Origin of the sequence: Propionispira raffinosivorans DSM 20765, from assembly GCF_000381065.1 — a bacterium.
In the GTDB taxonomy this organism is placed as follows: Bacteria; Bacillota; Negativicutes; order Selenomonadales; family Selenomonadaceae; genus Propionispira; species Propionispira raffinosivorans.
This window is the reverse complement of record NZ_KB905843.1, coordinates 33721-56562: the sequence shown is the minus strand read 5'-3', so window position 1 is coordinate 56562 and position 22842 is coordinate 33721. Positions and strand designations below refer to the sequence as shown.

The 22842-nt window shown below is 38.5% G+C and carries 19 protein-coding genes; 11 read left to right on the top strand and 8 right to left on the bottom strand.

The genetic code is table 11. The annotated features are described in order from the left end of the window. Positions 1-233: 233 nt before the first annotated feature. From F606_RS0105225 to F606_RS0105175, 10 genes are all read left to right on the top strand, one after another. On the top strand, positions 234-1721 hold the full coding sequence (locus F606_RS0105225) for an FGGY-family carbohydrate kinase (protein ID WP_019552826.1): 1488 nt from the start codon (positions 234-236) through the stop codon (positions 1719-1721). A gap of 10 nt (positions 1722-1731) precedes the next feature. Next, positions 1732-2598 carry a class II fructose-bisphosphate aldolase gene (locus F606_RS0105220; RefSeq protein WP_019552825.1) on the top strand — a complete coding sequence of 289 codons (867 nt, stop codon included), beginning with the start codon at positions 1732-1734 and terminating at the stop codon, positions 2596-2598. 47 nt (positions 2599-2645) lie between these two features. Beyond that, the gene (locus F606_RS0105215) at positions 2646-3644 is read left to right on the top strand and encodes a sugar ABC transporter substrate-binding protein (RefSeq protein WP_019552824.1); all 999 of its coding nucleotides are present in this window, start codon (positions 2646-2648) and stop codon (positions 3642-3644) included. 68 nt (positions 3645-3712) lie between these two features. After that, on the top strand, positions 3713-5200 hold the full coding sequence (locus F606_RS0105210; protein WP_019552823.1) for a sugar ABC transporter ATP-binding protein: 1488 nt from the start codon (positions 3713-3715) through the stop codon (positions 5198-5200). 16 nt (positions 5201-5216) lie between these two features. Beyond that, complete coding sequence (locus tag F606_RS0105205) at positions 5217-6176, top strand: ABC transporter permease (protein ID WP_019552822.1); 960 nt, start codon at positions 5217-5219, stop codon at positions 6174-6176. Positions 6177-6197: 21 nt separating this feature from the next. Continuing rightward, the gene (locus F606_RS0105200) at positions 6198-6887 is read left to right on the top strand and encodes a D-lyxose/D-mannose family sugar isomerase (RefSeq protein ID WP_019552821.1); all 690 of its coding nucleotides are present in this window, start codon (positions 6198-6200) and stop codon (positions 6885-6887) included. A gap of 323 nt (positions 6888-7210) precedes the next feature. After that, positions 7211-8926, top strand: a complete 1716-nt coding sequence (locus F606_RS0105195; protein ID WP_211210034.1) for a sensor histidine kinase — start codon at positions 7211-7213, stop codon at positions 8924-8926. Then, positions 8926-9648: a response regulator transcription factor gene (locus F606_RS20620; protein ID WP_019552819.1), complete on the top strand. Its 723-nt coding sequence runs from the start codon at positions 8926-8928 to the stop codon at positions 9646-9648. The genes F606_RS0105195 and F606_RS20620 overlap by 1 nt, the downstream gene beginning before the upstream one ends. Positions 9649-9831: 183 nt before the next feature. Next, positions 9832-10095: a hypothetical protein gene (locus F606_RS0105185; RefSeq protein ID WP_019552818.1), complete on the top strand. Its 264-nt coding sequence runs from the start codon at positions 9832-9834 to the stop codon at positions 10093-10095. Between the two features lie 562 nt (positions 10096-10657). After that, positions 10658-12088 (top strand): aminopeptidase, encoded by a 1431-nt coding sequence (locus tag F606_RS0105175; protein ID WP_407635972.1) that lies wholly within the window; start codon positions 10658-10660, stop codon positions 12086-12088. Positions 12089-12218: 130 nt separating this feature from the next. On the opposite strand, the gene F606_RS0105170 is transcribed toward F606_RS0105175, so the two are convergent. The 4 genes from F606_RS0105170 to F606_RS0105155 all read right to left on the bottom strand — a co-directional run bounded on the left by F606_RS0105170 (position 12219) and on the right by F606_RS0105155 (position 15738). Continuing rightward, the gene (locus tag F606_RS0105170; RefSeq protein WP_019552815.1) at positions 12219-13322 is read right to left on the bottom strand and encodes an amidohydrolase; all 1104 of its coding nucleotides are present in this window, start codon (positions 13320-13322) and stop codon (positions 12219-12221) included. A 42-nt stretch (positions 13323-13364) separates the two neighbouring features. Beyond that, positions 13365-13814, bottom strand: coding sequence for a YjiG family protein (locus F606_RS0105165; RefSeq protein WP_019552814.1), 450 nt, complete (start codon positions 13812-13814; stop codon positions 13365-13367). After that, on the bottom strand, positions 13807-14502 hold the full coding sequence (locus F606_RS0105160) for a nucleoside recognition domain-containing protein (protein ID WP_019552813.1): 696 nt from the start codon (positions 14500-14502) through the stop codon (positions 13807-13809). Before F606_RS0105160 ends, F606_RS0105165 begins: the two co-directional genes overlap by 8 nt. An 87-nt stretch (positions 14503-14589) precedes the next feature. Beyond that, positions 14590-15738 (bottom strand): M20 family metallopeptidase, encoded by a 1149-nt coding sequence (locus F606_RS0105155; protein ID WP_019552812.1) that lies wholly within the window; start codon positions 15736-15738, stop codon positions 14590-14592. A 274-nt stretch (positions 15739-16012) separates the two neighbouring features. On the opposite strand from F606_RS0105155, the gene F606_RS0105150 reads away from it, so the two are divergent. Beyond that, complete coding sequence (locus F606_RS0105150) at positions 16013-18034, top strand: sigma-54 interaction domain-containing protein (RefSeq protein ID WP_019552811.1); 2022 nt, start codon at positions 16013-16015, stop codon at positions 18032-18034. Between the two features lie 66 nt (positions 18035-18100). Here F606_RS0105150 and guaD read toward each other — a convergent pair whose 3' ends face one another. Genes guaD through F606_RS0105130 form a run of 4 tightly spaced genes read right to left on the bottom strand, consistent with a single transcriptional unit; the run spans position 18101 to position 22834 of the window. Then, entirely contained in the window at positions 18101-19360 is a 1260-nt protein-coding gene (gene guaD / locus F606_RS0105145) for a guanine deaminase (protein ID WP_019552810.1), read from the bottom strand. A 21-nt stretch (positions 19361-19381) separates the two neighbouring features. Next, positions 19382-20227, bottom strand: a complete 846-nt coding sequence (locus tag F606_RS0105140) for an FAD binding domain-containing protein (protein ID WP_019552809.1) — start codon at positions 20225-20227, stop codon at positions 19382-19384. Further along, on the bottom strand, positions 20221-20694 hold the full coding sequence (locus F606_RS0105135) for a (2Fe-2S)-binding protein (protein ID WP_019552808.1): 474 nt from the start codon (positions 20692-20694) through the stop codon (positions 20221-20223). The genes F606_RS0105140 and F606_RS0105135 overlap by 7 nt, the downstream gene beginning before the upstream one ends. Next, positions 20666-22834, bottom strand: coding sequence for a xanthine dehydrogenase family protein molybdopterin-binding subunit (locus F606_RS0105130; protein ID WP_019552807.1), 2169 nt, complete (start codon positions 22832-22834; stop codon positions 20666-20668). Before F606_RS0105130 ends, F606_RS0105135 begins: the two co-directional genes overlap by 29 nt. Positions 22835-22842: the final 8 nt, after the last annotated feature.

The following is a 22842-nucleotide window of genomic DNA, read 5'->3' as shown; positions in this document are numbered from 1 at the left end:
ATAGGTGCAATATTAGTAACCTCTTGTCTTAATTGCTTTTATTGTATAGAATAGTGTCGAGAAAAATTCCGGAAATTCGTTAACTAAATAGTTCAAAGCTATGATGAATTTTGCGAATATTTCCACGACAATACACAGAGGTTGGATTTTTCCTACTATTATTAGAAAATTCTGCGTTTTATAATTTTACATTTATACATATAATGAAAGCAGAGAGATGGGAGGAAGAAACTATGGCTGTAGCAGGCATCGATATTGGATCAAGTGGATGTAAAATTATTGTATATGATGAAAATGGTCAATATATATTTAAAGTACATCAAAACTATGCTGGCAAGCGTTATCAGGAACAAGAAGAAATCGATGCAAATGACATATGGAGTTCTGTTCGAAAATCTATTATAATTGCTGCACAAAAAATCGGGAATATAGAGGCAATAACGGTTACTTCTTTTGGTGAATCATTCGTTTTATTGGATGAGATGGACCAAGTGCTATTTCCGGTACTCATGTATACGGATATTCGGGGGAGTGAACAAGCCACTCAAATGATGAAAGATTTTGATTTTAAAAAAGTCGCAGCTGTCACGGGCGCGAAGATACATTACATGTTTTCCTTGCCTAAATTGATGTGGATAAAACAGCATCATGCAGATATTTTTCGCAAGACGGCACATATACTTTTGATTCAAGATTATATTGTGTATATGCTTACTGGAACTTTACAGATTGATTATTCTATAGCGGCACGCACACTCGCTTTTGATATAAAAGAAAAACGGTGGGATCAGGAACTTTTGAATTATAGTGGAATCAGTGAAAAGTTATTGTCACGACCAGTTCCATCGGGAACTCCTGCTGGAAAGATTAAAAGTGAACTGTCAGAACGATGGGGGATTTCGGACAATATAATAATTGTAACAGGATGTCATGATCAAGTTGCTGCCGCAGTAGGGTGTGGGATATTTGCAGAAGGAAGTGCAGTGGATGGTGCTGGAACAGTAGAATGTATAACCCCTGTAATAGAGGGGTTTCCTGATAGTGATATTTTGTCCGAAGGTGGAATCGCAATTGTACCATACATCATACCCAATAAATATGTCTGTTATGCGTTTTCATTCGCTGGTGGATCTTTGATAAAATGGTATAAAGATAATTTTGCAAAATATGAAATAATTTTGGCAGAGAAAAAACAAACAGATAGTTATTCTTTACTGGAAGAAGACATCGAGGCAGTCCCGGGAAATATATTGGTTGTTCCTCATTTTAATGGTGCGGCTACACCCTACATGGATGGAGGCGCAAAAGGTGCTATAATCGGGTTGTCTTTGTCGCATACAGCAAAAGATATTTATAAATCATTGATGGAAGGTGTGGCATATGAAATGCTTGGCAATATAATGTTTTTGGAAAAAGCGGGAATTAAGTTGAATTATTTGCATTCAACGGGTGGTGGTGCTAAATCTGCTCTTTGGATGCAAATTAAGGCAAATATGTTAAATAAAGAGCTTATATCCGTACAAGGGGATGAAGCTGGAACTGTCGGCTCAGCTATGCTTGCAGCAGTTGCTTTAGGACAATACAAAAACATTGAAGATGCAGCAAAAAAGTTCGTTCATATGGCGCATAAGTATAAGGCTCGTAAAGACTATACGAAACAATATTCTGAACAATATGAAAAATACAAAAAGTTATATAACTTATTAAAAACAGTAAGGTAGGTGGGATTTTATGCTGGCTAAATTAAGTGATGTTTTAGAAAGTGCGCAAAGAGAAGAAGTTGCCGTAGGAGCTTTTAATACACCGAATTTAGAATCGATTTTAGGTGTGCTGAATGCAGCTGAAGTGCTAGGCTGCCCCGTAATCCTTATGCATGCCGAAGTTCATGAGAATTTGATACCTATTGATATAATTGGTCCAATCATGCTTTATATGGCAAAACGAGCAAAAGTACCAGTTTGTGTTCATTTGGATCATGGAAAAAGTATAACTTTGCTAGAAAAAGCAATGAAACTAGGATTCACCTCAGTGATGTATGATGGTTCGTTACTGCCTTATGAAGAAAATGTAGAAAATACAAAAAAAGTTGTGCAGATGGCGCGGAAATATAATGTTTCAGTTGAAGCTGAAATTGGTATTATCAATAGAGAAGGTGGCCAAAATGAAATTTATTTTAAAACAATGGAACATATGTATACAGATCCGATGACTGCTAAAATTTTTGTTGAAAGTACTCAGATTGATGCATTAGCTTGTGCTTTTGGGACAGCCCATGGAATTTATAAAGAAAAACCTCTATTGGATTTTTCCCGAGTAAAAGAGATTTCACGCTTGATAAAAATTCCATTAGTCATGCATGGCGGCTCGGGCGTATCTTTTGATGACTATCAGAAGGCAATATCTTCAGGTATAAGAAAAATTAATTATTATACATATATGGCGAAATATGCTGGAGAAAAGGTCAGAGATAAACTTCAGGAAGCAAAGGGGATTCCCTATTATCATGATATTTTTGCTTGGGGAACGGAGGCGATGGAAGAGCATGCCAAAGACGTTCTGCGTGTTTTTTCAAAAAACACGCGAATGGAACTATCATGATGATAGTTAGTGATTTTATAAATTTAAAAAGGGAGATGAAGAAAGTAATGAAAAAAAATTTTTTACTTTTAATGACTTGTTTATTTGCAATCAGTTCCCTGCTGACGGGGTGCGGTACATCTTCTGGATCGACAGAAAATACATCAGGTTCGAGTAAAACGGATAAGCAGATCAAATTGGGCTTTGTTTGTATGAATTTAGGAAATCCTTGGTTTGTTTCAGTAAAAAAGGGATTTGAGGATGCCTGTAAAGAAGAGGGCGTTGATGCATTGACTATAGACTCGCAATATAAAGTCGATAAACAGGTTAGCGACATGGAGAGTCTTGTAAATGCAGGGTATAGTGCTATTATGCTAGCTCCTATTGATAAAAATGCAACAAAAGATATTGTAGAAAAAGCAAAAGCTGCTGGTATTGCGACGAGCTGTGTTGCGCAGAGCCAAGATAATACGAATATGCGGTATATTGTTGATGAACATACGTATGGTGAATTTATTGGTAAACAGGCAGCAGAATGGATCAACAAAAATTTAGCCTCAAATCCAAAGGTGAAAGTAGCAATTATTTCTCAGGATAATGTGGATTCTGTAATTCCTAGAGGAAATGGCGTGGAAGAAACTATAAAAACAATGTGTCCGAACGTTGAAATTGTTGCTAGACAGGCGGGTGATACTCCGGAACTTGGCATGAAGATCATTGAAAGTGTTTTGCAGCAGCATCCAGATCTCAATGTTGTAGTCGCAACAAATGACTCTGGGGGACTTGGCGGATACCAAGCAATGGTTTCAGCCAATATTTCTGGTGATGATAGAGCGGTATTTTCCGGTGATGCAACGGCAGAATGCTTAGCGGCAATGAAAAAACCAAATTCTATTTACCGAGGCACCGTTGACTTGTTCCCATACAAGGCTGGTTATGAAAGTGCTAAAACATTGATTAAATATATCAGAGAAGGTATTCCGGCGCAGCAGGAAACTATAATTTTTGCACCGGTTCCAGTTCCAGTCGAAGACTTGCTTAGCGGTAAATACGTACCGAAAGGCTGAAGCTTGTAATAAAATGTGCATGCTTGTCTGCCAGTAGCGTGCACATTTTATTTTTAGGAGGGGTGGTAATGGAAAAACCGATACTCAAAATTAATCATATCGCAAAATATTATCCGGGGGTAAAAGCTTTGGATGATATTAATTTTGAAATTTACGAAGGTGATACACATGCGATTTGTGGTGAAAATGGGGCGGGTAAGTCAACCTTTATAAAAATTCTTACGGGTGCGAATACGCCGACGAAAGGAAGCATAGAATTCGCGGGAAAAAAATATGATCATTTTACACCGCATGAGGCGATGGAATTAGGCATCAGTGTGATTTATCAAGAATTTAGTTTAATTCCTTATTTGTCGGTAGCTGAAAACATCTTTTTTGGTAGAGAATTAAAAAAAGGTATATTTCGTGATATGCAAAAAATGAATGAAGTGGCTAGAAAACTCTGTGTGGAAATGGGCGTTGATATAGATGTAGAAGATCGAGTTTGCGATTTAGGTGTGGCATATCAACAGATTGTGGAAATTATGAAAGCTGTGTCCAGAAAAGCAAAACTGCTTATTATGGATGAACCTACAGCTCCATTGACAATCAATGAAACAAATATTTTTTTTGGTATTGTTAAAAAGCTGCAAAAAGATGGAGTAACAATAATTTTTATTTCACATCGCTTGGAAGAGGTTTTTGAACTCTGTCAACGAGTTACCGTTTTTTGTGACGGAAAATATATTACAACGAAAACAGTAAAGGAAATAGACAAAAAGCAGCTTATTTCCTTTATGGTAGGTCGAGCCTTGGCGGATGACTATCCAAAACCAAACAGCAATTGTGGTGAGGTTATTTTAAAAGTTGAGGACTTAACAAATTACAGAGTTAAAAATATTTCTTTTGATCTTCATCGAGGTGAAATTTTAGGCTTTGGGGGTCTTGTTGGTGCAGGTCGAACGGAATTAGCCCGGGTTCTTTTTGGCGCAGATGTTTATGAAAGTGGCAATATGCTCTTGCGAGGCAAAGCATATAAACCGCATTTGCCGGGTGATGCTCTATCTTCTGGAATTGGATTAATTCCAGAAGATAGAAAGAATCAGGGGGTTATTCTGGGGCTTAGTATAAAGGATAATATTGTATATAGCGTCTTGGATCGCTGCTGTCAGAAGATGTTTTCCTATATACAGCCGGAAAAAGAACGTGCTTATGTAGATAAATATATACATGAACTCAATATCAAGACTCCTGGTGTGGACCAATTGGTGCGTAATTTATCTGGAGGAAATCAACAAAAAGTTGTTTTGGGGAAAATGCTTTCTACAGAATGTGATATATTGATTTTTGATGAACCAACAAGAGGCATTGACGTTGGTGCTAAATACGAAATTTATCAGTTGATGTGCAAAATTGTGGATCAGGGGAAAAGCATCATCATGATAAGTTCTGATATGCCAGAATTGATTGGCATGTCAGATCGGATTATTGTAATGTGTGCAGGCAATATTGCTGGAGAACTCGATAAAAAAGAATTTTCTCAGGAAAAGATCTTAGAGTTAGCATCAATTCATTAACAATGGAGGGGTTATTATGGAACGCAACAATGTAGTACGTTGGTTGCTAAATTATGGAATTATATTAATCTTGTGTTTATTGGTGATCAGTTTTTCCTTTGCCACGGCAAATTTCATGAAATTGTCGACGATATTTACGATTTTAAAACAAGTATCTATCATCGGAATTATTTCTGTTGGGATGACGTATGTTATGCTAACGGGTGGAATTGATTTGTCGGTGGGGTCTATTGCGGGAGTATCGGCAGTTACGGCTGCAATTTTAATGATGCATGGTGTGCCAATTGTGCCGGCTTGTATTATCGTATTACTGATTTCTCTTGTATATGGAGCGATTAGCGGATTCTTCATAACCCACTTCAATATACCAGCCTTAATTGTCACATTAGGTGTAATGACTTCATTGCGAGGATTGGCATATATTGTAACAGATGGAATGCCAGTCTTTGGATTCAATGATAATTTTGGCTCTTTTGCCAGCAGCACTTTATGGCTGCTTCCCTATCCAGTAATCCTTGCAGCGGCAGTATTTATCGTAGCTTTTATTAGCCTAGAAAAAACATGCATGGGTAGATATCTGTATGGTGTGGGCGGCAATGAAGAAGCATCACGTCTTTCGGGAGTAAATGTCGTGCGTATAAAATATTTTGCTTATGCTGTCAGTGGGCTACTGTCTGGTTTAGCTGGACTGGTACTGCTTTCAAGAACAAATAGTGGACAACCGGCAGCTGGCTTGGGTTATGAGATGGATGCAATAACAGCAGTGGTGTTAGCTGGGGTTAACATTATGGGCGGAGAAGGACGCATCGGCATGGTAGTTATCGGCGTTTTGATCATGGGTGTTTTGGGAACGGGTATGATCATGTGTAATATTAATGATTATGTGCAACAATTTGTTAAAGGGATTGTTTTAATTGGTGCAGTCGCATTTTCTGCTTATTCCAAAACAATGCGTTCTCGTATGATGAATAAATAATATAATCAAGGAGGAGATTTCTTGAAACGTTCAGAATTGAATGATATAGTAGATTATACGATAAATGTAACGGAAAATTACAAATTTCCTTTGCCACCTTTTGCTTATTATAAACTTAAGGACTGGCAATCAATTGGCGAAAATCAGCGTGAGATTGTAGATAATATGTTGGGCTGGGATGTTACAGACTTTGGCACAGGAGACTTTGATCATATTGGACTAACTATATTTACATTTCGTAATGGGAATTTTCAGAAAAAAGAAACGTATCCGAAGCCGTATGCGGAAAAGTTATTGTTTGTCAAAGATGGACAAATCTTACCATTTCATTTTCATTGGAGTAAAATGGAAGATATTATTAATCGAGGCGGAGGAATCCTTAAAATTAAAATATATAATTCAGATAAAAAAGAAGGCTTTTGTAATTCGCCAGTGACGGTCAGTGTTGATGGTAAGAAAGTTGTTGTTGAAGCAGGCAGCGAACTTTTTCTTGAACCGGGACAGAGCATTACATTAAGACCGGGGCAATATCATCAATGGCAAGGTGTTCCTGGAAGCGGGGATATCGTCTTATTTGAGGTATCGACAACGAACGATGATCGAATCGATAATCGCTTTTACCAGGCAAAGTCTCGGTTGCCAGAAATAGATGAGGATGTTGAAGCAAAGTATTTGCTGTTTACGGATTATGATAGGTATATACATTTATAGAATAAAAAGCAGGCATGCCTAATCAATGCCTGCTTTTTGAGACCATAAATGTATTTTATGAAAGTACGGCAAATACAATAGTATGTAATAACTGGATTATGTTTGAACGAACGAGTTTCCTTAAGCCGAAGGATTAAAGGAAAAATTATTGCAACGTATTGAAATAAAGTAAATATGGTTAAAAATTTTTTCTTGCAGTAATGGAGATGGTCATAATGTGGCGCCCCAATTTTAGCAGAAATAAACCATTGTTTTCAATCAAATATATTTTAATTTATACTTTTTTGTTCTTATTTATTTTGCCGATTATATTTATTAATATTATGTCTTATTACAATAATATTAATATGATCAAACATACAATGGATGATTTTTCACAGCAAAATCTTATGCAGACTCAAAAAAGCTTGCAAATGACTTTAGCGGCATACGATTACATGCTTTATCAAATTTACACAGATCGAACCATTATTGCCATTATTGATAATATCAACAATGGGCATGAAACAGAAAAAAACCGTATAGAACTTACGAATGCTTTAAGTACATTTATTTATGGGCAATCCTACATACAAGCAGTTTCCGTTATAACGGATAGTGGAAAAATTTTCTTTTTTGATCGTTTAAAAGGGTATCATACAGAAACAAGTTGGCTTAAGGATTCATCAATTCCGATAGCACATATTTATAAACAAACGTTGAGTATGGATAAGACGAATATGTTTTCCACAAAATCCAGTGCAGACTTTTCCGGCCAAATTTATTATTATTGCCATATTGCACATTCGATTATGGACTACAAGGATGTAAAACATAAAAAAGGAATTATTATTTTGAGTATCAATGCGGATGTGTTAAATAAGATTAGTAATGTCACTTTATCTTCCCAGGCTATTCCTTCGAATCAAGGATTTTGTTTTATTGTTGATCAAAACAATAATATTGTGTCTTTTCCTCAAGCTGAGTTTATAGGAAAAAATTTACTGAGTACAGATAGCCATGATATAAGGTCTGCTTGTAAGGGGTTTGTCAAAAATAATAATTTAATGCAGGGAGACAACATTGATGTGCAGTTTTTAAATGATGAAAACATCGGTTGGAAATTCATTCGTGTGTCTGATACAAGTAATATTATGAACTACATAAATAAACAATATCAAATGACCGCATTGATTATTTTAGCAATGTCGATTTTATTGGGAAGTATAATATTTTTTATAAATAAAACTGTGTTCGAATCATTGAATCGTCTGATCAAAAATATGAAAATTTCTGAATGTGGTAAAGTTATGATGAATAATCGTATGCCAATTATTACGGAAATATACATGATTTACCAGAATTTCAACCATATGCTGTTGCATATCAACGAACTCATCGCGCAGATAAAATACATTACGAAGCAGCAAAAGGACTATGAGATAAAGTCTTTAGAGATGCAGATCAATCCTCATTTTCTGTATAATAGCCTGGATATGGTGAATTGGATGGCCATTGATGCCGGAGAATACCAGATTAGCGATGCAGTGCATTCATTAGCGCAGATTTTACGCTATTCTATAGCTGATATTAATGCACCGGTTCCGATAAAAGAAGAAATTGTCTGGTTACACCGTTATCTGCATTTACAGCAGATGCGTTTTAAGGGAAGCTTTGATTATCAAATTAGTTTGAGTGAAGATGCGGAACACTGCATAATCTATAAAATGATTCTGCAACCTTTTGTTGAAAATGCCATTTTACATGGATTAAAAGAAATCAATGAAATGAATTGGATTGATGTGAAGATTTGGACACAGGATAATCTGTTGTATATCAGTATTAAGGATAACGGTAGTGGTATGCCGGCAGATGTTTTGGCAAACATAATAAAAATGGCAGAAAACCCACAACTTCCGATAAAAGGTAAGATTGGTCTCTACAATGTTTTTAATCGTCTCAAATTTTATTATCAAGATAAGGTCATAATAAAATTTGAAAGCGAAATAAAGCACGGAACGAGCATATCTATTGGGATTCCAATTGAGGAGGGGCATTGATGAAAATTATAGTCGTCGAAGATGAAATTAGAAGCCGTGAAGGCTTAGTAAATCTTCTGGGGCGGTTAAAACCTTCATATAGGGTGGTTGCGACTGCGGAAAATGGCTGTGTTGGTTTGGGTATGATCAAAAAACATGTACCAGATTTAGTTATAACAGATATAAAAATGCCAATAATGGATGGTTTATCAATGATAAAACAGATGCGCCAAGGGAAAATTATGTCACAGGTTATCATCCTAAGTGCATTTGCAGATTTTTCCTATGCACAAAAGGCTATATCTTTTGGAGTGACAGAATATATTTTAAAACCTATATCGGTCAATTATTTGATTGATGTACTAGCTAAAATAGACGATCACTATAGTAATGAAGAGGAAATGCTTACAAATGGAGAAGATTTTACACCATTGATTCAGCGTGTGTGTGATATACTCAGTTCGCCGTTGTCATTGAATCGATCTTTAGGTGAAATATCGTTAGAACTTAAAATAACTCCCGAGTATTTGGGAACGCAATTTTACAAAGAAGTAGGTTGTCACTTTAGTGTATATATAAAGAACAAGAGGCTTGCCTATGCAAAGAACTTGCTAAAAAATACAAATGTTAAAGTTTCTGATATTGCAGCAAAAGTGGGGTATAGCGATGCAAAATATTTCAGTCAATTATTTAAAAAAGAACTAGGCTGTTTACCTGTCGAATATCGAAGACAAAATGGCTGATTTCGTTGTAAAAGTATTCGTAAATAGTATCATCAAATGATCCTGTGTTGTCAGCGTAGATAGACAATAATAAATAAAATATATATTAAAAAGGGAAAATGATAAAAATAAAGAATGTTACTTAATAAGCAATATAAGTATTAAAATTAAAAGCAGTAAAAACAAATACTAGGGGGTAATGTAATGAATATTTGGATTGTATTAATACCGATCGTAATAATCGTAGCATCGTATTTTGAAATTTATAGATTGAAACACATTACCGTTGCATATAAAGATGAATTTGGGAGTGTTCGTGGGTATGCTTTTTATTATGCTTATCCGTTGAAAGACAGTTGGATGAATATTTCGGAGTTTGAAAAATACGTAGCTGCGAAAAAGAAATTGTCTGAGGTCAAAATCGAACAAATAAAAGTGAAAACTGCATGGAAATTGCGGAGGTCGTAGAATGACGAAAATGCAGATAATCCACAGGACAACTGTTGATGCACTTGCTTTTTTGATGCTTGTGATAATGATACTTATATTGAACCCGTAAGAAAAGTATAATTGCACCAAGATTATTCTGAGCCATATCAATGAAATGATTGCGCTGTATAAATTGTTCGTGTAAAAAGTCCAATCAAAGGGAAGATACCAAAAGATATAGCGTTTTAAAAGCTGTTTATTTTGCAGAATGCAGCACTATAGATATTACAGATGCAGAAAAAATAGAGCCGTCGGCGTGTTTGTCGACGGCTCTAACTATGGTATACTAAGGTTAGTATTTATCTTTGAAATGGTGAAGAAAACGCAGTAGTGAATTATTAGGCTTCATAGGCTTGCGTGTGAGGTCTTTTTTGTATTTATTTTGCTATAAAAAAGAAAAAATGATTTCATGTTAGCATATGTTGTTATGGATGCGCTTGATGGCAAACCAGTATATGATGAATTACTGGAACGGTTTTTGGCTAAGAAAAAGAACTTGTCTGCTGTTATAAAATATCGGCGGACGATCTTAGAGCTGGTTATGGAGAGTATTTCGCTGATGGATGAGAAAATAATAAGAAAAGCAGGTGTTCGTATGGAACGAAAAAATATTTGGCTAAAATATGATGAAACAGAATTGCAAAAAGTAGAGTTGGTCAATAAGGAGTATATACAATTTCTCAATAGTGGTAAGACAGAACGAGAATGTGTGAAAATTTCGGTGGATATGGCAGAAAAAAACGGTTATAAAAATCTTGCTGATATTATAAAAAATAAAACAAAATTAAAAGCTGGTGACAAAGTTTATGCCACGAATATGAAAAAGGCAATTATTTTGTTTTTGATTGGCGAAAATCCAATCGAAGAAGGCCTGAATATTCTAGGCGCCCACATAGATTCACCAAGACTCGATGTTAAACAGAATCCTTTATATGAAGACACCGAACTAGCTTATCTTGATACCCATTATTATGGTGGAATAAAAAAATATCAATGGGTTACGATTCCACTGGCGATTCATGGTGTTGTGGTGAAAAAAGATGGAACGGTTCTTGAATTGGTAATTGGTGAAGCAGATATGGACCCGGTTATGTTTATTTCGGATTTACTGGTTCATTTATCACAAGAACAGATGGAAAAAAAGGCAAATAAGTTCATTGAGGGTGAAGACCTGAATGTAATTATTGGCAATAAACCATTACAAAAGGAAGAAAAAGATGCTGTGAAAAAACACATATTAAAATTTTTACAGGATACGTATGATATCGACGAGGAAGATTTTATTTCGGCAGAATTAGAAATTGTTCCAGCTGGCAAGGCAAGAGAAGCCGGGCTGGATAAGAGTATGATTATGGCATATGGTCATGATGATAGGGTTTGTGCCTATACTTCGCTGGCAGCAATGCTGGAGTTTCAGCACGTAGGTAGAACGGCGTGTACGATTCTGGTTGATAAAGAAGAGATCGGCAGTGTTGGGGCAACGAGTATGCAATCAAAATTCTTTGAAAATACAGTGGCGGAAATATTAAATGCAATGGGTATAAATTCAGATCTTATCCTTCGACGGACACTGGCTAATTCAAGAATGTTATCCTCGGATGTCAGTGCGGCATTTGACCCAGTCTTTGCTTCCGCTTTTGAGAAGAAAAATGCGGCTTATTTTGCCAAAGGGCTGGTATTAAACAAATTTACGGGATCAAGAGGGAAATCCGGTTCAAATGATGCCAATGCAGAATATATTGGACAATTGAGACAGATTTTGGACGAACAGAATGTTGCCTATCAGACAGCTGAACTTGGAAAAGTTGATTTTGGTGGTGGTGGTACGATCGCTTATATATTGTCACTTTACGGGATGCAGGTAATCGATTGCGGTGTGGCCGTGCTTAATATGCACGCACCATGGGAAGTTGTGAGTAAAGCCGACGTATACGAAGCAACAAAAGGTTATCGGGCATTTTTGTTGTCCTAATAAAATAATAAAAAACGCCCCGGATTAGACTAACTAATTCGGGGCGTTTTTTTGCTAGTGATGAAAATCTTGGTTGGGAGAAATTTCACCTAGCGGTCGTGCTGTCTGATAGTTTGTTTATTGAGGATTTTTATCCAAGGATTTGTTTCGTGGCGTGGACCAAAATTGCTACGCCGGTTGGCAATGCATCTCGATTAAAATGCATTGCCGGATGATGCAGGCCTGGCTTAAGATCACAGCCAAGCCCGATGAAACCTGCCTGAATAGTGGGTTTATATTGTTTAAAAAAGTTAAAATCTTCACCGCCAGGGGTAAAAATATCTGGTTGGAGACCATTTTCACCGAGGATGGCAATAATTGACTTTTTCAAAACATCAATAATCGTTTGATCGAATTCTGCAGCCGGAATAGGATTTACGATAGCAACGGAGGCTGTAGCGCCAACCGTTGCGGCTCCGGCGAGAATTGCTTTTTCAACGAATTCACATAAATGCTTCATGGTTGAATTTTTTTCAGCGCGTACATCCCAGGTAACAGTTGCTTCGTCTGGGATGACGTTGGTTACGCTGGTGTCACAAATGAAGCGTGTTGCTTTGGCACTATAAGATAAAGCAGGGTCAAGGTGGATAGCATTGACTGCGGTAATCGCAGCAGTTGCCGCATCAATGGCGTTGATGCCAAGGTGTGGACGCGCTCCGTGAGCCGTTAACCCCGTGATTTTTGCGATAATGCGTGTTGATGCAGAATAATATACAGCACCAGCCGCTTTGCCCATTGGCGTTTCTTGATAAGGCCGTACATGCTGACCTAAGATGATATCCACATCATCAATGACACCGGCTTTGATCATGGATAAAGCGCCAGTACCAATTTCTTCGGCGGGTTGAAATAAAATTTTTAATTTACCTTTTTGGATTGCGTTGGTTTCGAGCAGTTCTTTTGCGGCAGCTAAAACCATCGAAGAATGGGCATCGTGTCCACAGGTATGGTTAGCAGCTACTACGCCATCAACCATGGAACCTAATGCATCCATGTCGGCACGCAATGCTAAAGTTGGACCGGGCTGTTTACTGTCGTATATTCCGACAATTCCGGTGCTGCCACCGACATTTCGGGTGACTTGAAAGCCATATTTTTCGAGTCGGTCAGCTAAAAATGCAGCTGTTTTGAATTCCTGATGACCGAGTTCCGGGATGGTGTGTAGATATTTGTAAAAATCAAAAACAGACGACATACATAAGATCCTCTCTATGAACGGCTATGAATAGTCGTTTTTTTAGGCGAAAATTTTTAAAATAAACATAGCAATCAGCGAATTTACAATGCTGGTTACAAATAATGCAGGCCAATATTTTTTTGGTACATCTGCTACACCGAGTAAACGTCCCATGTATTGCAGCTGTGCGCCCATGAGAAAAATAGCCGGCAGTAATATTGTGGCTTGCGTATTGCTGATGCCACCCGAAGCGTAAAGATTTACGGCAATTCCCGCACCGGCTGAGGAAGAGAGCCAAGCTGTTAAGAGTACGGTGATTGCTTCACCGGGGAGTCCGAAAATTCCCATGAACGGACCAAATACTTTGCCGATGAATTCCATTACGCCTAATAATTTTAAGATTTCAGAAATAGTATAGGCCATTAAAACGTTTGGCAGTAAGTTGTTGATGCCAATTTGGAAGCCTTTTCTGGCACCGATAACAAAAGTATCGAAAGGATTTTTATTCATGTTTGAAATCCTCCTTATATACAGTATTTAATAAAATTCGGATAAAAAAAGCACCAACGAATTTCATTATGATAATGATAAATAATGGCACGATTAATGGAACTGTTAAAAAAGCGAAAAGCGCAGAGCCGATAGAAAAATAATTATTGATGGCTCCAGCACCAGAAAATTGCCAAGAACCCATAATGATAAGTTCTTTCTTGGTGATTAATTCGTCATCATATAATTCTTTGGTTAAAGCTGCTCCGGCATCGGTACTTTGTAAATCTGTAATTAAGGTTAAACCAGTAAAACCGGGAATACCTAATAGTGGTTTTAAAATTGGGGATAATAGACGTTGTCCTGCTTTCATGGCACCGTAGGAGGTTAAGATTTCTAAAAAACCTAAGGCTAGCATGGTTGTAGGAATCAATGACAAAGCAAACAAGAAGCCTGCTCTGGCACTGTAACCACCGTCACCGACAAAACTGTTTTTTGCGGGTTCTTTCATCGTTCCAAAAGCTCCAATTAAGGATGTGAAATCAAAGGCACTGATCCATTTCATGCCGGCGATATTCATCAATAGTCCGGAAAAGAAAATAATGGCTACGATCAAAGCAATATAACCGCTGATGGGAACATTTATTTTTCCCGCTAATAGTGCTTTTTTTTCATCGGTTAGAGAATCAATTGTATTTTTTTCTGGCATGATAAAAGCTCCTTTCTTAAGTGACGCGTAAATTTATTTTTTTATACTATAAAATAGCAGCTTGAAGTTTTGCTATTTGTAGTCTGTTTATTTGACTGGGCTATTCGTAATGAACTCAATCGTTTTTATCAATAAATTGAGACGAGGCTTAACGGAGTTGGCATCGAGCCATTCGTGGACGCTGTGACCGCCGCCGCCGACAGGTCCGAGACCATCGACTGTAGGGATGCCAAGCGCGGCACAGTAATTACCATCACTGCCACCGCCTGTTGTCACCCAGTTGAAATCAATTCCAAGCGATTTTCCTAAATCGGAAATATTTTTGCATAGTTTTAGCGTTTGTGGACTTGGATTCATCGGAGGACGATTGAGAATGGTGTTACAGGTTATTTTGGCTCCGCCGGCCGTGAAGGATTGCTGTTCAAGTTCATGCAAAGCGGTGCTGATTCGTTCGAATTCACTATGTTGTTTGAAGCGAATATCGACTTGCGCCTGCGCTTGTTCAGCTACTACATTGCGAGCACTGCCGCCTTTAATAATACCGACGTTGATGGAGGTGCCCACTTCATAATTGCTTAGTGCGTGAAGCTTTAAAATCCACGCGGCAAGTTCGTTAATGGCGCTGCTGCCATCTTGTGGATTTACGCCGGCATGAGCGGCGATTCCGGTAGCTGTTAAGTCACAGGAGGCAATACCACTGCGGCTGTTGACCATATCGCCAGTTGGACGAGCTGCTTCAACGATGAGGGCGTAACTTGATTTTTTTGCCAATGTTTCAATTAAGGTGCGGGAATATAGGGAACCTATTTCTTCATCGCTGTTTAATAAAAAACAAATTCTTTTTCCTGCGAGTTTTTTGCTTTGATCAAGTTCCTTTAACGCAAAATAGGTCATTAACAGACAGCCTTTCATGTCGCTTACGCCGGCACCGGTGACTTTTGCCTTTTTATCAATAGCATAAGGTCGCTTAGCGGCAGTGCCTTCAGGAAAAACGGTATCCATGTGGCCGAGCAGCAGGACATCATATCCTTCGTCCGGACAATTGCTGATTTGTAAGCACGGACCAACTTTATCCGATGTTTTGTGTATTTTAGTGTTCCAGCCTAATAGGTTAAATTTTTCTTGGAAAAATTCCATGACTTTTTTTGTTCCGGCTGGTGTATAACTACCACTGTCGATATTGACAAGAAACTCTAGATCTTGTAAATATTCTGCCAGTGTAAATGATTTTGTCATTACGTTACCTCGTTTCAGTTAAGTGGATTCAAAAGATTCATCTTGCATATAGTGCTCCTTATCCTTTGCTTTATAATATATGCAAATTTCATGCCAAGATTAATATCTGTTAAAATATTGTATTTGTGCATAAATTTTGTGCTGTATTTAGGGTATTTGCTAAAAATATAAAAGATAAAAGCTTTTTTGTGGAGGACTTTATTGTATGCTATAATTAAATGGTGTAAACTTATAAAACCATTCAACCATTTAAACCAATTAAAGGAGCACTAAAATGAAACCACGTGTGGCAGTTATTTTACGTTGTAAAAGATTCCATTTTGTTTATCAACTCCAAGCACTTTTGGGGGAGTATATAGATTTTACCAGTTATTCGCTAGAGGAAGGTATTCATTCCTATATTAACTGTGATTTGGCCTTAACACCTTCTAATGAGGTGGTGGGACTCGTTAAGCAATACCTTATGCCTTCCACGGAAATTATTGTTGTACGGCGGACTGTATCAAAAAATGCTTGGGAAAAAATTAATAAAATACCTGCGGGAACGAAAGTTTTAGTAGTAAATACATATTGGGAAATGTCAGTTCAGACAATTGCTGTTTTATATGAATTGGGCTTATATCAATTCGAGTTTATTCCTTATGATCATACGGTCAATAATTATGAGGGCATTGAATATGCGATCACCCCAAATGAGGTTGATCTGGTTCCCGAGAGTATCCAATACATTACGGATATTGGGTCTCGCTTGGTTGATGTTTCGACTATTTTTGATATGTTGAATAAATTGAATTTAGTCAATGTTGAAACAAAACATGTTTTATTTCAACATATGAATGAAATGATTCCACTCAGTCCGGGCTTTGTCACCATGTTTAAGCAATTTTATGATACAAAAGAAAATTTTGAGCAACTTGTTAATATGATTACGTATGGAGTTATAACCTTTGATACGACGAATCAAATCACAATGTATAATCAAAAAGCATTTGATTTTTTTGCCCATAAAATATCAATTCGTTTAAATCAAACCTTGGATGCTTTATTTTATGATATAGCGGATTCGTCGATTGTGCGGGCAGAGCGCTTAACGGATGAAGTATTTATTTTGTATGGACATGCTTATATTGTAAATAAAAATGTCTTGTTAAGTAAAGGCGAAACCGTTGGTGGAATTTTAACGCTGCAAAAATCAGCTAAAGAAAATAAAGATAATTTTAAAATACAGCGCAGCAGTGCGGCGAAGGGGTATACCGCAAAATATAATTTTTCTGATATTTTAGGTAATAATAGTGCGCTGAAAAAAACAATTGAGCTAGCCCAAAAAGCAGCGAGTACCGAACACGATATTTTGATTGAAGGCGAAAGTGGTGTGGGCAAAGAACTTTTTGCCCAGTCCATCCATAATTATTCCAAGCGCAGTCAGGGGCCATTTGTTGCTTTTAATTGTGCGGCATTGAGCGGGTCTTTACTGGAAAGTGAATTGTTTGGTTATGAGGAAGGTGCTTTTACCGGTGCGAATAAAAATGGTCGGCAGGGACTGTTTGAAACGGCCAATCAAGGAACCATATTTTTGGATGAAATAGCGGAAATTTCGCAAAAAACCCAAGCTAAACTGCTCAGAGTTCTGCAAGAGCGGGAGCTAATTCGGGTGGGCGGGACGAAGATCATTCCCATTGATGTTCGAATTATTACGGCAACGAATCAGGATTTGTATAAGCGCATGAATAAGAAAAAATTCAGAATGGATTTGTATTTTCGTTTAAATGTCATCAATATCAAGGTTGAACCGCTGCGGTCACGCAAGGATGATATTCCATTTTTGGTTCAATCTTTTCTGCAAGAAAATTATATAAAAAGTGATATACCGCAAAATATTATGCAACGGCTTTTGTCTTATAATTGGCCGGGGAATATTAGGGAATTAAAAAATTGTCTCTACTCGATGACTAGTTTATCAGATTCTTTTTCGCTGCAAAGTCTCCCAGCACATATTTTAAATTACGGGGAAAAAGAGAGAATGCAGGTGCAAGCCGATGTTTCTGCATGGGGTGATCTGACGGAAATTAAAGCTATTTTACGAATTTTGGAAGATGCGTATGAAAACCAATCCTATATTGGTCGTAAGAAAATAGCGGAACAGCTTTTGCAGCAAGGTATTTTTTCGACAGAACAAAGTGTGCGAACTATATTGAAAAATATGGAACTCAAGAATTTGATTTTAATGAAGCAGGGCCGCGGTGGAACTAGAATCACGGACAAAGGTCGTGAATTTATTCGGGTTGAGGCACATTAAATAAAACGGACCGATCAAAGGTTACCCTTTGATCGGTCCGTTTTATTTAATTTTGGGAACAAGAATTTATAATTTTTTCCCTGCCGCATAGCGAGCGGCGATGTTTTGGGCATTGCCAGTGTAGATGAAGTGTTGGATTTCTTCAAGGGGAGACAATTCAGACAGCTGATTTTCATTTTTTATAACGAGAGCATCGGCAGCATAACCTGGTTCAAAACTGCCTACCTTGCCAAAGAAACTGCCACCGCCTTTTGTCGCCATATAAAAAGCTTCTGGCAGTGTAAGTGGTGCATCTTCCTCATGCTGGAGCGAATAAATTTTCGAAAGTTGAATTGCTCGAACGATTGTCTGTGGCATAAATAAGGAATGCCCGGCACCTATATCACTGCCTAAACCAATATTAACACCAGCTTTTAGCATTTTGCGAGCGGGCATAATACCGCTGGTGAGATTTAAATTGGAATCAGGGCAATGGACGGGAATGACTTTCTTTTTTGCTAGAATGTCGATTTCATCATCGGTTAAATGGATACAATGCGCCATTAAGGTTGGTGTTTGACCAAATAAATTGTAATGGTCATAAACCTTATAATAAGCATCATGTTCAGGAAATAATGCCTGAACCCATTCGATTTCACCAGGATTTTCGGCTAAATGGGATTGAACTGGTAGATTATATTTGAGTGCTAATTTACCGAGACCTTCTAGTAGTTTGCGGGTACTAGTCGGGGCAAACCGTGGCGTGATGATTGGCTTTACCAGTTCACTGTCAGACCAGGCAAGAATAAGTTCTTCTGTATTAGCCAAGGATTGCTGGGTATTTTCTTTGATGAAATCCGGACATTTTGTGTCCATATTCACTTTGCCCAAATAGGCACCCAGTCCCTTTTTTTTGAGAATTTCAAATAAGATTTGACAGCTTTGAGGATGGATGGTTGCAAAAATAGCCGATCTTGTTGTGCCGCTGCTTACCAGTGTATTGGCAAATTTTTCATAGACTTTTTGGGCATATTCTACTTGCCTGAATTTATTTTCTTCTTGAAAAGTGTAATGGTTTAACCAATCCAATAGTTTATAATCAAGCCCTAAGCCGATTTGGTTAAACTGTGGGGCATGGGTATGCAGATCGACAAAACCGGGAATGATTAAGGAGCTGCCATAATCTTCGACCATTAGGTCTTTATATTCTTCGGGTAAATCTTTGTAGATACCACAGATAACACCACCTTGTGAAATCAAATAACTATCGGGGTGAATTTCGAATTTGCCAGCGGTCGGCGTGAATAAAATGGTACCTTTTAAAATTAAAATATATTTTTTTCCCATAATAGACCTCGCTTTATAAGTTTATTGCCAAATATACTCTTTATAAAAATAAGTCAGCAGATTTAAAGCAATCGTTTTTCGATAGATTGCACTGGAGCGTTTATCATCGATAGGGCAAAGCAGAGAATTATATATAGTATGCATAGTTTCCCAAGTATCTGTCAAGATTTCGGTTTTGCCTGTAAGCAAATTTTCGGCTTCTTTTGATCGGATGATTGTAGGACCAACGGCGCCAAGGGCCGCGGCTATATAGGTGATTTTTTGATCTGTTTTTTGCGCGATAGCGGCAAAGGAAAGTTTCGAAATTGCCGCGGCTTTGCGCATACCTACCTTTTTATAAAAACAGATTGTATTATTTTGTCGAGGAATTGTCAGGCAGCGAACAATTTCGTTTGTTTTTAAGTCGATTTTCCCCGGTCCTTGAATAAAATCTGCCAGGGCAATCTGCCGAGTACCGTTCAGACTTTCAATCGTAAGCTGAGCATCTAAAACATAAAGTGGTGGTAATGTATCTCCGGCAGGCGAAGCATTACAGATATTACCAATTAAAGTACCTGCATTTCGAATCGCGGGTGAAGCCATTTCTCTAAGCGCTTGTTTTAGGATGAGCGGCAGGGTGCTGATCGTCGCCGCTTCGTTTAAGGTGACATTGCTGCCGATCGTGATCGAGTCTGTTTCAACGTTAATTGTTTTCAGGCTGCTTATCTGACTCAGCAATAATAATGGTTTCGGAAAATTGCCGATTATACCGGGACTGCCATGGTATTTGACCATGAGGTCCGTTCCGCCAGCGAGGAGCGTTGTGTCGTCGTTGTTCCGGATAAATAGAGCTTCTTGCCAGGTATGTGGCAGATATGTTTTTACCATAAGCCGTCTCCATTTTTTGCCGCGATTTTTACCGCATCGATAATCATACTATAACCGGTACAGCGACAGAGATTTCCCGAGAGTGCCTGTCGTATTTCTGTTTCATTTGGCGAAGCATTCACATGTAATAAGGCTTCGGCAGCCAGCAGCATACCCGGGGTACAAAATCCGCATTGTACAGCACCAGCCTCCGCAAAGGCAGCCGCTAAAATGTGATAGCGTTCCGTATCTTTAAACCCTTCAATTGACATGATATCCAGTTGTTCGACACTGCCAATCGGCGTGATACAGCTGTTGATAAGCTTATGGTTAGCGAGGACGGCACAAGCTCCGCATTCACCTTCACCGCAGCCTTCCTTGACACCAGTTAGGGCGAAATCTTCTCTTAGAACATCCACAAGTCTTTTTTGCAGATTGGTCTGAATGGCTACCGGCTGGTTATTTAACGTAAAGGAAATGGTTTTCATTTTGCAGGACCTCCAAGAGATATTCCGGTGTTACGGGCAGGCGATCTATATGGATTTTCAAGGCTTGTGCTACGGCAGCAGCATAGGCGGGAGCTGCACCAATCAGTGTCAGTTCTCCGGCACCTTTTGCACCGAAAGGACCATTATCATAATAGGTCGTGAAAAGTTTGTGATGAACTTTGCCAAAGTCAACCATCGTGGGGATTGTATAATTCGTTAGGCTGTCTTGCATTATTTTTCCGTTTTGGTCATTCGTCATTACTTCCATGCTTGCATAACCTAAGCCTTGCAGGACACCGCCTTCGATTTGACCCTGAATAATTTGTTCATCAATTGCCTGTCCAATATCAAATATAGTCCAGACACCATTAACATCGACTTGGAGTGTCAAAGGGTCTACGGTTGTTTCGACAACATTGATTCCCCAGGCATAGGCCGGATACGCATCCCCGCGTGATTTTTCGCTGTCCCAATGCATTCGCTCTGGCTGCTTGTAGGCTTGGGTGATTTCAATCGCACCTTTTTCCTGCCAGCGTGCTTTCAACTTTCGGGCCGCATCTTCTAAGAGTTTTCCTACAATCATAATAGAACGTGATGCAACGGTTGGACCCGAGTCAGGAACGTGGTCGGTGTCAGGATTGTTAAAGATGATGTCGGTCATTGGTATGACCAAAGCAGCAGCAACAATTTTTTTGAAGGTTGTTTTCAAACCTTGTCCCATATCGACATTGGCCGCAAGAATTTCCACTTGCTGGGAATTGGCTTGGCGCCGTAATTTTATTTTTGCTTTGATAATATCACGTTCACCACTGCCAGTGAAACCGCAGCCATGGAGAAAGAGTGAAATACCAATGCCGTGGTGATTTCCATTTTTTTGATAGAGTTCGTATTTTTTTGTATAATCGGACATTTTTTCGATGGTCGCAAGCATTTCTGGTAAAGGTACTTTGTCGAGAAAGAGCCCACTGGTAGCTGTTGTGTCTCCTTGCTTTACCATATGGAGTTTTTTATAGTCTAAAGGATTTTTTTGCAGCTTTCTTGCCAGCATTTCCATGTGCATTTCCATGGCGAAAAAAGCTTGTGGTGCACCGAAGCCGCGAAAAGCTCCGTTGGGAATTGTATTGGTGGCGACAACGCAGCCATGTACTTCTAGATTTTGAATGTGATAGACACCTGTGATGTTAAAAAGGCTTCGCTGGAGCACAACATCGGATATTCCGGCATAGGCTCCGCCGTCAAGAATGACATCGATTTTCATGCCGATAATTTTACCGGATTCATCCAAAGCGGTTTGAAAAGTAATTTGTGCCGGATGACGGCGGGTTGTCGAAGCCATGTCTTCCAGCCGGTCATATAAAATAGCAACAGGTCGTCCAACTTTTTTTGCGGCAATGGCGGCATGACCTGCCAAAATCGATGGATAATCTTCTTTACCGCCAAATGCGCCGCCGGTTGTCGTCTGGACAATGCGCACCTTTTCCTCGGGCAGAGCAAGCGCCTGTTCTAAAGCGCGTTTGATATAATAAGGACATTGCATAGAACCATAGACCGTTACTTTGTCATCGGCTTCAGGAACAGCAATCATTCCTTGGTTTTCTAAATAGGCGTGTTTTTGATAACCAGTGGTATATTCATCGGTTTCAATGCTATTTGCTTGGCTAAAAGCCAGTGCAACATCACCTTTTTCATAGGCATAAGAAGCGAATTTATTGTCTTTGCCAAAAATCGCACCCCCGGCACAACGCAAGGATTCTTCATAGGTGAGTGCCGCTGTCAGTGGCTGGTATTCAATCGTGATTTTATTTGCCAGCTCTTTGAGCTTTTGCCGATTCGGACCCACGATTAAGACAATTGGCTCACCAATATAATTCACCATCGTTTCGGCTAAAAAGGGTTGATCGTTAACGAGGAACTTTACGCGGTTTTGCCCGGGAACGTCGTTGTGATCAATAATAAAATACTCTTTTGGTAAGACTGGATAGTGAATGGCTTGTATTTTAGCCCGTGCTTTGGTAGAACGAATGGTTTTTCCATAGAGCATATTATCAAATTTTAAATCGGCAATATATTTTGCGGATCCACTTGTTTTTTCTTGATTGTCGACTTTGCTTACGCGAATACCGATATTGGTGTTATTCATGGCATGAT

Coding starts and splice junctions, on each gene's coding strand:
- F606_RS0105225 (WP_019552826.1), top strand. CDS start 234: ATGGCTGTAGCAGGCATCGATATTGGATCAAGTGGATGTAAAATTATT.
- F606_RS0105220 (WP_019552825.1), top strand. CDS start 1,732: ATGCTGGCTAAATTAAGTGATGTTTTAGAAAGTGCGCAAAGAGAAGAA.
- F606_RS0105215 (WP_019552824.1), top strand. CDS start 2,646: ATGAAAAAAAATTTTTTACTTTTAATGACTTGTTTATTTGCAATCAGT.
- F606_RS0105210 (WP_019552823.1), top strand. CDS start 3,713: ATGGAAAAACCGATACTCAAAATTAATCATATCGCAAAATATTATCCG.
- F606_RS0105205 (WP_019552822.1), top strand. CDS start 5,217: ATGGAACGCAACAATGTAGTACGTTGGTTGCTAAATTATGGAATTATA.
- F606_RS0105195 (WP_211210034.1), top strand. CDS start 7,211: ATGTCTTATTACAATAATATTAATATGATCAAACATACAATGGATGAT.
- F606_RS20620 (WP_019552819.1), top strand. CDS start 8,926: ATGAAAATTATAGTCGTCGAAGATGAAATTAGAAGCCGTGAAGGCTTA.
- F606_RS0105185 (WP_019552818.1), top strand. CDS start 9,832: ATGAATATTTGGATTGTATTAATACCGATCGTAATAATCGTAGCATCG.
- F606_RS0105175 (WP_407635972.1), top strand. CDS start 10,658: ATGGAGAGTATTTCGCTGATGGATGAGAAAATAATAAGAAAAGCAGGT.
- F606_RS0105170 (WP_019552815.1), bottom strand. CDS start 13,322: ATGTCGTCTGTTTTTGATTTTTACAAATATCTACACACCATCCCGGAA.
- F606_RS0105165 (WP_019552814.1), bottom strand. CDS start 13,814: ATGAATAAAAATCCTTTCGATACTTTTGTTATCGGTGCCAGAAAAGGC.
- F606_RS0105160 (WP_019552813.1), bottom strand. CDS start 14,502: ATGCCAGAAAAAAATACAATTGATTCTCTAACCGATGAAAAAAAAGCA.
- F606_RS0105155 (WP_019552812.1), bottom strand. CDS start 15,738: ATGACAAAATCATTTACACTGGCAGAATATTTACAAGATCTAGAGTTT.
- F606_RS0105150 (WP_019552811.1), top strand. CDS start 16,013: ATGAAACCACGTGTGGCAGTTATTTTACGTTGTAAAAGATTCCATTTT.
- guaD (WP_019552810.1), bottom strand. CDS start 19,360: ATGGGAAAAAAATATATTTTAATTTTAAAAGGTACCATTTTATTCACG.
- F606_RS0105140 (WP_019552809.1), bottom strand. CDS start 20,227: ATGGTAAAAACATATCTGCCACATACCTGGCAAGAAGCTCTATTTATC.
- F606_RS0105135 (WP_019552808.1), bottom strand. CDS start 20,694: ATGAAAACCATTTCCTTTACGTTAAATAACCAGCCGGTAGCCATTCAG.
- F606_RS0105130 (WP_019552807.1), bottom strand. CDS start 22,834: ATGAATAACACCAATATCGGTATTCGCGTAAGCAAAGTCGACAATCAA.